At 58.0% G+C, this 12,305-nt stretch carries 10 protein-coding genes and 1 pseudogene; 9 read left to right on the top strand and 2 right to left on the bottom strand.

Going from position 1 to position 12,305, the window contains the following annotated elements; all coding sequences use genetic code 11:
- Positions 1-138 precede the first annotated feature (138 nt).
- The gene (locus AC0L4F_RS21925; RefSeq protein WP_244691483.1) at positions 139-3,183 is read left to right on the top strand and encodes an FG-GAP-like repeat-containing protein; all 3,045 of its coding nucleotides are present in this window, start codon (positions 139-141) and stop codon (positions 3,181-3,183) included.
- 113 nt (positions 3,184-3,296) lie between these two features.
- Here the strand turns inward: AC0L4F_RS21925 and AC0L4F_RS21930 are convergent, their stop codons facing one another.
- The gene (locus AC0L4F_RS21930; protein WP_244691484.1) at positions 3,297-3,470 is read right to left on the bottom strand and encodes a hypothetical protein; all 174 of its coding nucleotides are present in this window, start codon (positions 3,468-3,470) and stop codon (positions 3,297-3,299) included.
- A gap of 115 nt (positions 3,471-3,585) precedes the next feature.
- Between AC0L4F_RS21930 and AC0L4F_RS21935 the strand changes: the two genes are divergently transcribed.
- From AC0L4F_RS21935 to AC0L4F_RS21950, 4 genes and pseudogenes are all read left to right on the top strand, one after another.
- On the top strand, positions 3,586-3,852 hold the full coding sequence (locus AC0L4F_RS21935) for a tail fiber protein (RefSeq protein ID WP_244691530.1): 267 nt from the start codon (positions 3,586-3,588) through the stop codon (positions 3,850-3,852).
- 361 nt (positions 3,853-4,213) lie between these two features.
- On the top strand, positions 4,214-4,834 hold the full coding sequence (locus AC0L4F_RS21940) for a phage tail protein (protein WP_244691485.1): 621 nt from the start codon (positions 4,214-4,216) through the stop codon (positions 4,832-4,834).
- A gap of 50 nt (positions 4,835-4,884) precedes the next feature.
- Complete coding sequence (locus AC0L4F_RS21945) at positions 4,885-5,502, top strand: phage tail protein (protein ID WP_244691486.1); 618 nt, start codon at positions 4,885-4,887, stop codon at positions 5,500-5,502.
- 185 nt (positions 5,503-5,687) lie between these two features.
- Positions 5,688-6,352, top strand: a pseudogene (locus AC0L4F_RS21950) (ABC transporter ATP-binding protein).
- A 4-nt stretch (positions 6,353-6,356) separates the two neighbouring features.
- Here AC0L4F_RS21950 and AC0L4F_RS21955 read toward each other — a convergent pair.
- Complete coding sequence (locus tag AC0L4F_RS21955) at positions 6,357-7,337, bottom strand: glycosyltransferase (protein WP_244691487.1); 981 nt, start codon at positions 7,335-7,337, stop codon at positions 6,357-6,359.
- Positions 7,338-7,819: 482 nt separating this feature from the next.
- Here AC0L4F_RS21955 and AC0L4F_RS21960 point away from each other — a divergent pair, with 482 nt between their 5' ends.
- The 4 genes from AC0L4F_RS21960 to AC0L4F_RS21975 all read left to right on the top strand — a co-directional run bounded on the left by AC0L4F_RS21960 (position 7,820) and on the right by AC0L4F_RS21975 (position 12,296).
- Positions 7,820-10,159, top strand: a complete 2,340-nt coding sequence (locus tag AC0L4F_RS21960; protein ID WP_244691488.1) for a DUF4214 domain-containing protein — start codon at positions 7,820-7,822, stop codon at positions 10,157-10,159.
- A 211-nt stretch (positions 10,160-10,370) separates the two neighbouring features.
- Positions 10,371-11,231 (top strand): CAP domain-containing protein, encoded by an 861-nt coding sequence (locus AC0L4F_RS21965; protein WP_244691489.1) that lies wholly within the window; start codon positions 10,371-10,373, stop codon positions 11,229-11,231.
- Entirely contained in the window at positions 11,228-11,746 is a 519-nt protein-coding gene (locus AC0L4F_RS21970; RefSeq protein ID WP_244691490.1) for a DUF4214 domain-containing protein, read from the top strand. The genes AC0L4F_RS21965 and AC0L4F_RS21970 overlap by 4 nt, the downstream gene beginning before the upstream one ends.
- A 13-nt stretch (positions 11,747-11,759) precedes the next feature.
- Complete coding sequence (locus AC0L4F_RS21975) at positions 11,760-12,296, top strand: DUF4214 domain-containing protein (protein WP_473447039.1); 537 nt, start codon at positions 11,760-11,762, stop codon at positions 12,294-12,296.
- Positions 12,297-12,305 lie beyond the last annotated feature (9 nt).

A 12,305-nucleotide genomic window follows, 5' to 3' on the forward strand; every position in this document is an offset into this window, starting at 1 on the left:
ACTCGTTTTTTGTAGCTGTTGATTTGAAAATAAAATTTCTTGCAACTCTGATTGCAGATGCCGCACATTTCGCCAACACTCGGTCGTGCCGTGTGACCCCAGGAGTGTTGCCTGCGCTCCCCTTTCGGAGACATGTCCATGGATCGCTTCATCCATAGCCCTTACGAAAAAAGGTTTTTTATTGCCGCGCTGATCGTCGTGGTTCTGGCCTATCTGTTCTGGACCGGATCGCGCTATCCGGCCCTTGATGAAAAAGCGATGATGTCCGGGGCAATTCAGCTTGAGGACCCGCTGAGTTTCGAAGCAAAGTTCGCCCTGTCCGAAGGCATGTCCCTGCTCGAGCGGATCTTCTGGACGACGCTGAACTGGATCAACACCAACAAAAAAGGCATGACGTTTGGTGTTCTCTTTGCCGCGGCTTTCCTCACCATGCTCCCGCTTCTCAAGAAGAAGAGCTTTCGCGGCGGGTTTTCGAATTCCTTTCTGGGAATGGTGATCGGGACGCCTCTGGGAGTTTGCGTGAATTGTGCGGCGCCGATTGCGCGGGGCATGTATTCATCCGGGCTGCGGGCGGAAACGACGTTAAGTGCCATGATCGCATCCCCGACGCTGAACATCGTGGTGCTGACGATGCTGTTCAGTTTGCTGCCATTCTATATGGCGGTCACCAAGATCTTGCTGAGTTTGTTCATGATCTTGATTGCGGTGCCGTTGATCTGTCGGTTCCTGCCGCAGAAAAGTCTGCCACCAGAAGAAATGACCTGTGCCCTTCCGTTGTTGAACATGGAAGAAAACCGCCGAATATCACGCGAAAACATCGGCATGGCCCTGATCGGGGTCGCGCGCAGCTATGCTGGAAATCTCTGGTACATCGTGAAAATGACGGTTCCATTGATGCTGCTGGCCGGGCTTCTGGGGGCGGTTGCTGCGACACTTGTGCCTCAGGGTTCGATTGTGAACCTACCGTTTGCCTTTGGCTTTGTTGTGCTTGTTGCAGCGCTCGGGGTATTTCTGCCTGTGCCCATCGCCTTTGATGTTGTGGTGACGGGGGCCTTGCTGAGCGCCGGATTGATGCATGGCTATGTCATGACTTTGCTGTTCACGCTTGGGATATTCTCGATCTATTCATTCTTTATTGTCGCACAATCCGTCGGGCTGCGCGCGGCAGTGATGTTGTCGGCTTGTGTGGTGGCTCTGGGTGTGGGCGCGGGGCTGGGTGCGCAAAGCTATCACCAATGGCAAACGGAACGGGCGCTGAAAATACTGATCGGGGCCGATGCCACACCCAAGCATATGTGGGGCGCGGCACAGGCGGCAACCATGGATGGGGTGACTGTCACCGCGACACCATTTTCCCCGTCTTCGCCCGCTGCCGAAACCGGGTTTATCCGGCGTGAGGCCGACACCATCGGAATCGACAAACCGCTGGAATTTTCGTTCCGCGATATGTGGCCGCCGTTTTGGGAAGGACGCAGCCTTGCCTCGGGGGACATTGACCGGGATGGCGATCTTGATCTGGTTGTCTCTTCAACCGAAGCCGGGCTGTATCTTTATGCCAATGACGGTGCTGGCGGGTTTTCCCGTATGGATACCACCCTTGGGGCGCTGGCAAAACTTCTGGTTTTCAATACGGTGATTGCCGATCTGGACAATGATGGCTGGCCCGACCTGTTTTTCACCACATACCTCGACGGCAATTACATCTGGCGCAATGTGAACGGGGTGTTCGGTCCCGAACCACCACAGCGCGTCGCCATGGGACAAGAGACACTGCTCAGCCTCGCGGTATCCGTCGCGGATGCAGATCGTGATGGTGATCTTGATGTCGCATTGGGCAATTGGTCCGCTGGATGGTATCGCCGCATCCCCGGTGAGGAAGCCCGCAACCGGATTCTGTGGAACGAGGGGGGCACACTGACAGGTGACAGGTTCACTGACTTGCCGGGGATGCCCGGTGAAACATTGTCGATCCTGTTCTCCGACGTTGACAGGGACGGGTCAACCGACCTGATTGTCGGCAATGATTTTGATATCCCGGATTACTTCTATCGCGGTGACGGGAACGGCGGCTTTGACATGATTGATCATGACAGTGGTTTGATCCCGCATACGACCACCACGACGATGGCCGTCAAAACCGCTGATCTGCATAACACGGGGCGACCTGACATCTATCTTGCCCAGATTGCGGGCCGTTCGTCCGGTGTGTCCGACACGCTCAAGATGCAACCGCTTTCACAGTATTGCAACAAGATCGAAAACACCGACGCAAAGACCATTTGCGAAACCAATATGGCGATCAAATCGTGGTACAAATCCGGCAACAATTTTGATCCGACCTATGCCGCGCGTTGTCAGACACTTGGTCCACGCAACGCGCGAGAATGCCAGGCGATGCTTATCAAAGATCTGGCCATTCAGAAACGGGACTCGGAACTTTGTGCGCTGATACCGGCGACCGCACGGATCCCGCGGGCATATTGCGACATACATTTCAAACCACCACACAGGCCGACCGAGGCTGAAATCGCTGTCACCCATCCACAAATCCTGCGCTCCAATGTGTTGTTGTCCTGGGAAGGCCGCAATTGGCAGGACCGTGCAAAGGCACAGGGTCTTGATGTTGGGGGATGGAGTTGGGACACAAAGATTGCCGACTTTGATCTTGATGGGTTTCAAGACGTTTATATCGTGAACGGCACTTGGGTGCCGAATGAAGTGTCACCATCCAACCTGTTTTTTCACAACACCGGTCAGCAGAACTTTGTCGAAGCCTCCGGTCCGTTCGGATTGGAAGACTATCTGATGACTGCCGCGGCCACGGCGTTTGACATCGACAACGATGGCGACCTTGATCTTGTGACCCATCCGGTGAATGGCCCGCTTATGGTGTTTACAAATACGTCGCAACGGCGGGGGATTGTGATTGTCTTGAATGACCACCGTGGAAACCGCGATGGTATCGGGGCGGTCCTGACCCTGACGGATGATGCTGGCGTCACACAAAGCCGCGAGGTGCAGATCGGGGGCGGGTTCATGTCCTACGATGCGCCCCGCGTGCATTTCGGCCTGCAGGACGATCACAGCGCGCAAACGCTGCATATCCGTTGGGCGGATGGATCAGAGAGTGATGTTCCCGGCCCATTTGAAGGCGGAAATTTATACACCGTAAGTCGCCCCTAAAGCGCTTGGCGAAATACTTGAGATACGCGGTACCAAATATCTCTGGACACTGAATGGTCGGCGGCAAACGGGCCATGCAGCCCGCCGCCATCGCCGCGAAACAGCAGGCGCACTCAGACCATGCGCAACCCAAGAAGCATCACCCGGCAAGGCACATTACCCATAATTGAAAAGCCCTCGCTGAAAGGCACCCCAAGTACCGTGAGGCCGTCACGACGGATGCCAGCTTCTCCCGAATTTCTTTGCAATATCAATGAAAATAGAAACAATGCTGCATCATAGTACATGTCAACTTTTGATCAGGGACCTGAGATGAAACATTTATTTGATCGCCGAAACATGATCCGGTCAGCTGTTCTGTCGGTATCGATATCGATCGCAACCTCAGTGGCAGCACCTGTGATGGCGCAGGAAAATTACGTCGGACAGATCATTCCAGTCGCGTTTACATTTTGTCCAAGGACCACAGTTCCAGCCGAAGGACAGCTTCTCTCGCCCAATCAGCACCAAGCTCTGTTTTCGCTCTATGGCACAATCTTTGGGGGAATGGTCGTACCACCTTCGCCATGCCAGACTTGCGTGCGCGCTCTCCGATGGGGAATGGCCAAGGTCCGGGTCTTTCGGACAGGCGGATTGGCACCAAGGGTGGGGCCGAAACCCGCGTTCTGAACATTCAGAACCTTCCCGCACACAGACATGCCGTCAATGCAAACAATCATGATGGTGACAAGCCCGGACCAGGTGGCAAGCTGCTTGCGGCGGCGCCAACAGGTGCGACAGGCAATGAGACGATCTATTCGACGCAAGATCCGAACGTTTCCATGAACCCTGCAATGATTTCCCGCACTGGCGGCAGTCAGCCAATGCCCACGGTCGACCCGTATATTACCATTCGGTATTGTGTCGTCACACAAGGTATTTTTCCATCGAGAAACTGAAAACAGGCAGATCATTGTTTCAAGACGCGCCGAGTTGCCAGTGATTTTTCTGACTTCCTGCGGTGATCGTTCAAACATTTTGAGGACCAAAAATGACCAAATTCAGCAAACATCTCGTGATGGCAGCCAGTGCTCTTGGCTTGGGTGCTGTCCTCGCCGGAATGCCGGATCAGGCCGCCGCACAGGACCGCTATATCGGTGAGATCATGTATAACGGGTACACTTTCTGTCCCCGAAACACGCTCCGCGCAGAGGGGCAACTTCTGCCGATCAGTCAACATACGGCACTTTTTTCGCTTTACGGCACCACATACGGTGGGGATGGCCGGTCCACTTTCGGTCTGCCCGATTTAAGTGGGCGTGTCCCCATTGGACAAGGGACCGGGCCGGGGCTTTCACCGATCAGGCTCGGGGAAAAAGTCGGCACTGAAGACATAACGCTGAATGAAACGCACCTTGCGAACCACAAACACGCCGTGAATGCCACTAATTCGGATGGCAACAAGCCGGGTCCGGGCGGCAAACTCCTCGCAGCCGCCCCTCCGAACGGTACAGGCAGCGAAACCATTTACTCGGATCGGGCGGCGACGACCCAGATGAATCCAGAGATGATCGCTGAGACCGGCGGGAACCTTCCCGTTCAGGTCATGGATCCATACCTCGTGATCAATTATTGTGTGGTTTTGACCGGGATCTATCCCTCCCGGCCTTAGGTTTGACGCTTAGGAAATTGCACGAATTCAGAAAGATTGGAAATTTCGAAATGCGAAATATCAAGCTTGTAAAAACACTTCTTGGTGCACTGGTATTGGGCGCAGCCACTCTCACAAGCCCGCAAAAAGCGGCTGCGCAATCATATGTGATCGGTGAAATCATCACGGTTGGATATAATTTCTGCCCTCGTGGAACATTTGACCTTGAGGGTCAGCTTCTTGCCGTCAGCCAGAATGATGCGCTGTTTTCGCTCCTGGGCACGATTTATGGCGGTGACGGGCGCACAACCTTTGGGCTGCCGCACACCCGTGGCCGAAGCCTTCTTGGTCAAGGTTCCGGTCCCGGCCTCGGAACGTTCCAAATGGGGAGCTTCGGTGGTCAAACAATCCAAACAATGAGTGTTTTGACATTGCCACAACACTCTCATGAAGTAAGAGCCACCAACAGAGATGGCGACAAACCTGGACCGGGCGGCAAACTCCTGGCTGCGGCACCACCGGGTGGTGTCGGATCAGAGACGATCTATTCTACTGCAGGCGCAAACCGACAGATGTCCGACACGATGCTTTCGACCACTGGAGGGCAACAATCCTTCCCGATCCGGGATCCCTCTTTGGGTATGCGGTTCTGTATTATAGCGAACGGCCCTTATCCGTCCCGCAGCTGATCAGCTGAACTGGGCTGGTGGGGCGCCCCACGAGAGGCGAAGCCGGTTCTGTCATGTGTGTTTCATGGATATTGCGCGCCTGAACACGCATGGCCTCCGCAGTCGCGGTGTCATTTCACTTGCGTCCTGCCAAGGTTCCCCCGAAAGAAGGACCGAGGGAAACCGCCGCTGAGAGATTACATTCGATGATCGTTTTCGAGAACGTCTCAAAATCCTTTGTCATGGAAGGACGCCGCAAGGTCATCATGGAGAACGTCAACATGACGTTTCCGGATGGCCGTTCAGTCGGGCTTCTCGGGCGCAACGGGGCGGGAAAATCCACGCTATTGCAGATGATTGCCGGCACGATTCCCCCGACATCGGGGAAATCATTACCACCGGCGCGATATCCTGGCCGGTGGGGTTCGCCGGTTCGTTTCACGGCGAACTGAGCGGGGCACAGAATTGCCGGTTCATTGGTCGGATCTATGGGGTCGACACCGACGATCTGCTGGATTTTGTCGAGGATTTTGCCGGCCTTGGCGTGCATTTTCATTTGCCTATCCGCAGCTATTCATCAGGGATGAAATCGCGTCTGGCATTTGGTGTGTCGATGGGGGTGGCCTTTGACACCTATCTGGTGGACGAGGTCACGGCGGTGGGGGATGCAAATTTCAAACAGCGCAGTGATGCGCTGTTCAAGGAGCGGATGAAAACCGCGGGGGCTGTGGTGGTCAGCCATTCGATGCAGCAGATCCGCAACCTGTGTGACGCGGTGGTCGTGCTCGAAGGCGGCCAGTTGCGGTTCTATGATGACGTTGACCAGGGGATCGAAGACCACAACAAGAACATGCAAAGCGGACCACGCTAAGCGCTTAAACGCGCCCTAACATGGCTGCCAGATAGAAACTTGCGCTGGCCAGGCGGGTCTGGCGATAAAGCCCACCCCGCCAGAATGCGAGACATCGGGCCGGACCGGGGCGGGTGTCGGTGAAAATCCGCAACAGGATACGGTTTTCCGGCGTGAGCAAGTGGGTGATGGTGTTCAGCGCTGCGATATTGGCGTCGATCCATCCGCCATAGGTCCGTCCCAGCACCTGGGCGCATCGGTGCAGAGTGGCACGCAATCCCTCATGTGCCCCCATGACATTGGTGTCGTGCTGGCGATAGTGGTTCATACGCGCGGTATCGACATGGATATGCCCGCCGGCACCGCTTATCAGCTGATACAGCCACCAGTCGTGATAGGGGATGCCGCCCCGGGGCAGGCCTGCGGCCCGCACCAGCGCCCGCGCCTGTGCGTCCATGACAAGACTGTGGCCGCTGACCACGTTCTGCACCAGCGCGTTGCGAAACGACGGGGCACGGGGCGGTGGCCGGGACAGGCCAATCACATTCAGCGCCGCATCGGTATGGAAACATTGCGCACTGTAAAGCGTCATCGGCCCGCTGGCATGCAGGGCCGCCAGCGCAGTCGAGAGTTTGTCGGGATGCCAGACATCGTCCTGATCTGACAGGGCCACAGGCCCGTCGAGGGGCAGGTCGGGATGGGTGAGCAGGGACATGAAATTGGCCGCAGCGCCAGCGCGCGGACCCTCCAGCAGGCGAATGTCGCGCCCAGTGCCATGTTGCACGCGAAAGGCGTCGATTATGGCGCGGGTGTTGTCGGTCGATCCGTCATCGGACACCCAGAGATCCCACGCCACATCGCGCTGTGCCACATAAGACGCAAGCTGATCCGGCAGATATTGCGCGCCATTATAGGTCGCCAAAAGGATCGTGATACGCGGCCGCACAGGCGGAATCGAAAGCTGCACGGGGGCGTCGGGCGAGAAGGCAGCTTTGGTTTCGGGCACTTTTCGATCTCTACTGCGGGCGAAGAGGGCGTAAACGGCTCTTTCGATCCTGCCCGAATGGATGGAGCAACTTGATGGATCAGAAAGGCCGCCGACGCAACCTGTCGTGCAGTCTGGCCCCGGTCGGGCACGTCCAAATCGCAACATCTTGAATCGTATTATCAACGAGAGCCACAGTTTGGCCCTTGCTGCTCCGCAGCCCGTCCCCGCCGCCCTGACACACCCAACCCCGGTGAGACGGTGTAGGTGGAGAAAGGGTGTGGCAGAGATAAGACATGTCTCGACCGGTGAAAACGGGTCGAAGGCGCATATGATCGGCCTGGGGGATGTGATCGCCCATGAGATCAACGGAAATTTGCAGATTTATACCGCAAGCGGCATGGGTGGCGGGGTTCTCGTACGGTCGGGCACGGGCAATCTGGGGTGCGGGATTCCGAAATTATGGACCCGAACAGGGTCTTGCAGCGCCACGGGATCTGTTGATGACCGAGATTGACGGTACCTCGATACTGTTGGCGGCAGGACAATATGGCACGCAGATTGATGGCTGGAACATCCGGGCGGATGGCACATTGGGTGCGCGCCATGACCTGACACTAACCGGCGGTGAGCCGGGGGCGATGACGGCACTGGTGGATACCTGGATTGGCGGCCAGCATTATTTCATCTCGGCCAGTCGCCACTCTGCCGGGCTCGAGGTCTGGCGCCAACAGGGGGATACGCTGATTGCCACCGGGCGTGCGGATATCTCGGATTTCCTGACGCCGGGATCGGTCCAGGCGCTGGGGCTGAGCACGCCGGGCGGTGTGCCCTATGTGCTAGCGGTGAGCGCGGCGGATGACGGGCTTGTGGCTTTTCCGGTGCTGGCGGGGGGCGGACTTGGCGGGCCGCAGCGGGTGAGCATGTATGACGGGTTGTTTGTCGATACCCCGACCCAATTGCAGACCGTCGAACTGGCGGGGCGCGATTTTGCGATTGTGGGATCGGCGGGCAGCAGTTCGATCTCGGTGGTGCGGATCTATGCCGATGGTGACATGGCGGTGGTCAGCCAGGTCAATGACACGATGGAAACCGGGTTCGACAACCTGGTGGCGCTGGACGCGCTGGAGGCGGCAGGAACGGTGTTTGTTCTGGCGGCGGGCAGCGACAATGGCGTGAGCCTGATGATGTTGCAGCCCAGCGGGCGTCTGGTGCATCTGGCCAGCCTGCATGATGCATTGGGCGAAATGGCGCTGGATGACATTGGCGGTTTGGACATGGTCTGGCGCGATGGGGGGCTGGATATCTTTGTCACCGGCGAAGTGCTGGCCAGCAATCGCGCCGCGGGCGGCGGCGTCAGTTATCTGCGGGTGGATGATCTGCAGGACGGTCTGCCGAATGTGCAGGTCAATACCGGGTCAAACACCCAGACCGGTATCACGGGCGAGGAAGACGTCTTTGTGCTGTCCGACACCGATGCCGCGCAGATCGTGCATAATTTCGAGCCGGGTGTCGACCGTCTGGATATGTCGCAATTCGGGCGGGTCTATGATGTCAGCGAACTGAACATCAGCTCGATTTCAAACGGCGCGGTGATCCGGTTGGACGGGGCGCAGGTCACGGTTTTTACCGCCGATGGATCGCGGTTGCAGGTCGCGGATTTTGAAAATGCCGATGTGCAGGACCTGTGGCAGATCGAGGTCAATCCCCTGCCGCAGGCGGCGTTGTTTTCCCAAGGCACCATGGGCCCGGACCTTGTAGGGGGGCGGGATGGGGCGGATACATTGCTGGGCCAGCCCTATGATCCAGACTTTGACCCCTGTGCCGCCCAAGTCTATCGGCTTTATCGCGCCGCGCTGGACCGCGAACCCGATGTACGGGGATTGATCAACTGGTCCAACCGGTTGGAGAGCGGGGAAAACACCCTGGAACAGGCGGCGGCGGGGTTTACCAATTCGGCCGAATTCACGCAGACCTATGGGGCGACCGACAACCGGGCTTTTGTGACCTTGCTTTACAACAACGTTCTGGATCGTGCGCCGGATGCGACGGGATTGGACAACTGGAGCGGACGATTGGCGCGGGGCGAAATGACCCGGCCCGAGGTTTTGGTAGGCTTTTCCGAAAGCGCGGAGTTTCAGAACTCCACCAAGGCCGAGGCCTTTGGGTTTAGTCATGCCACGTTGCAGGCGGGGTTTGGCGATGAGGTATATCGGTTGTATCAGGCGACGCTGGGTCGGGAACCGGATCTGGGCGGGTTTTTGAACTGGGCCGGGCGGTTGGCCGACGGCATGCAATTCAGCGCGGTGGTCGAAGGGTTCACAAATTCGGCCGAATTCACGCAGACCTATGGGGCGACCGACAACCGGGCTTTTGTGACCTTGCTTTACAACAACGTTCTGGATCGTGCGCCGGATGCGACGGGATTGAACAACTGGGCCGGGCGATTGGCGCGGGGCGAGATGACCCGATCCGAGGTTGTGACTGGCTTTTCCGAGAGCGCCGAGTTTCGCAACGCATCTGCGGCGGATATGGCGCGTTGGGTCGCGAGACAGGGCAATGATGACATTCTGGATGGCGAGGGTGGGGAAAATATCCTGGTGGGGGGGGTGTTGTCCGACACCTTTGTGTTCCGCGCCTCTGAGAACGGGCAGCATGTGGTCGTCGATCTTGAGCCCTGGGATATTTTGCGGATGGAGGGGTTCGGCTATGATGATGCCGCGGATATGGCGGAGCATCTGCGGACTGACGGCGGCGATGTTGTTTTCACGGATTCCGGGGTGGAAATCCGGTTTCTGGATGTCACGATCCACGAGGTGCGAGAGCTTGAATTCGAGTTCTAGGGGGTGTCCGAATTTGGCCTGATCGGTTTTTTGTGTGTGTCTCCGGCCATTGCGGGCCAATAACCGCCCAACGGAGGCCTATGTTTGGCGATATTCCTGCGCGATGATGTACAGAATAGGCTGGCTGGGGCAATAGCCGGGACGATACTCGGGGCTGAACACAACGGCCGGAACAGGCCAGAATGGGCAAAAGCAGGGCAGGGCAAAGACGATGCAACACACACCAACCAATTTCGAACAGGCCATGCTGGAGACAATCAATCGGGCGCGGATATCCCCGGAGGGGGAATTCGACCGGCTGATTGCCGATGCGCAGGCCGGCACGGGTGTGCAATCCAATATCACCAATGCCATTCGGTTTTTCGGTGTGGACCTGGAGGCATTGCGCAGCCAGCTGGCGGATCTGGACCCCGTGGCACCGCTGGCCTGGAACACGGCCCTGGCCACATCGGCCGACACCCATGGCCAGCTGGTGATCGACACCGACACCCAATCGCACCGCCTGCCCGGCGAGGCGCGGTTGCTGGATCGGGTCGAGGATGCGGGATACGAAAATCTCAGCCGGGTGGGCGAGAACGTCTATGCCTATACCAGTGATCCCCTGCACGGCCATGCCGGCTTCATGATCGACTGGGGATATGATGACGAGGATTACAACGGCGATACCCGGTATGATGACTGGAACAGCCGTGGTGACGGCATTCAGGATCCGGCAGGCCACCGCAATACGATCATGTCGGCCAATTATGTCGATATCGGTATCAGCGCCCTGTCCGAAACCGATGCAGACACCCGCGTGGGCCCCTGGGTGGTGACCCATAACTTCGGTGCGACCCATGGCAGCAACCCGCCACAGCTGGTGGGGGTGTTTCTGGACGATGCTGATGGTGACCGTTTCTATGACATCGGCGAGGGACAGGGCGGGATCACCGTTACCGCGACCGGCAGTGCAGGGGCGTTCGTCACCACCACATGGGGATCGGGCGGGTATCAGATGGAACTGCCGCCGGCAGCTACACGATACAGTTTTCGGGTCCGGGGCTGGACGGGGTGGCGGAATACAGCGCCATGATTGGCGATGAGAACATCAAGGTGGACGGTTTTGTGGCCGATGTGGTCCCCAGTGGCGGGACGGTTTTTGGTGATGGTCTGGCGGCGCTTTATTTCCCGGATGTCGCCGCCCAGGTTTACCGGCTTTATCAGACGACATTGGGCCGGGTGCCGGATGCGGCGGGACATTCGGCATGGACCGGGCGGATCGCAGTCGAGGGGCAGGCGGTTCTTGACGTGGTTCAGGGATTTGTCGGCTCGCCCGAGTTTCAGGCCCAGTTCGGCGGGCTGGACAACGCCGAGTTCGTGACGCTGCTTTATAACAACGTGCTGGGCCGTGATCCGGATGCCACCGGGTTGGCCAATTGGACCGGGCGGCTGGAGGATGGCATGACCCGTGCCGAGGTGGTGCGGGGCTTCTCTGACAGTCCTGAATTTCGCGCGGATACCGAGTTCGGCGGCCTATCGCTTTGCCCAGGACAATGCCCAGCAAAGCTGGAGCGACGATGTCTATCGGCTCTATCAGGCGACGCTTGACCGGGAACCGGATCTGGCGGGGTTCAGCAACTGGACCGGGCGGTTGGCCGATGGCATGTCGTATCTGGAGGTGGCGGACGGCTTTGTGCAGTCGCCGCAATTCATGGCCACCTATCAAAACCTCAGCAACGCCGAATTCGTGAACCTTCTGTACAACAACGTGCTGGACCGGGCCGCGGACGCCATGGGCTTGGCGAATTGGACCGGTCGGCTGGACGGTGGCATGACCCGCGCCGAAGTGGTGCAGGGCTTTGCCCAAAGCGCCGAGTTCGTGGCCGAGACAGCAGCGGATGTGGCGAATTGGATCCGGGCACAGGGGCAGGATGATCTGTTGACCGCTGGTGCGGCGGAAAATCTGCTGGCGGGGGGGATGTTGTCGGATACATTCGCCTTTGTCCCCAACACGAGCGACAGTACGGTGCTGGACCTCGAAGCCTGGGACAGCGTGGATTTGCGCGCCTTTGACTATGACACGGATGCCGAGGCGCGGTCCTATTTCAGCCAGCAGGGGGGAATGTGGTGTTTGATGACACGATGGGCACGGTTGTGACTTTCCTGC

The sequence above is a fragment of the Marinovum sp. J2-8 genome (assembly GCF_055808435.1).

Coding starts and splice junctions, on each gene's coding strand:
- AC0L4F_RS21945 (WP_244691486.1), top strand. CDS start 4,885: ATGCGAAATATCAAGCTTGTAAAAACACTTCTTGGTGCACTGGTATTG.
- AC0L4F_RS21960 (WP_244691488.1), top strand. CDS start 7,820: ATGACCGAGATTGACGGTACCTCGATACTGTTGGCGGCAGGACAATAT.
- AC0L4F_RS21940 (WP_244691485.1), top strand. CDS start 4,214: ATGACCAAATTCAGCAAACATCTCGTGATGGCAGCCAGTGCTCTTGGC.
- AC0L4F_RS21935 (WP_244691530.1), top strand. CDS start 3,586: ATGGCGCAGGAAAATTACGTCGGACAGATCATTCCAGTCGCGTTTACA.
- AC0L4F_RS21930 (WP_244691484.1), bottom strand. CDS start 3,470: ATGTACTATGATGCAGCATTGTTTCTATTTTCATTGATATTGCAAAGA.
- AC0L4F_RS21925 (WP_244691483.1), top strand. CDS start 139: ATGGATCGCTTCATCCATAGCCCTTACGAAAAAAGGTTTTTTATTGCC.
- AC0L4F_RS21970 (WP_244691490.1), top strand. CDS start 11,228: ATGATTGGCGATGAGAACATCAAGGTGGACGGTTTTGTGGCCGATGTG.
- AC0L4F_RS21965 (WP_244691489.1), top strand. CDS start 10,371: ATGCAACACACACCAACCAATTTCGAACAGGCCATGCTGGAGACAATC.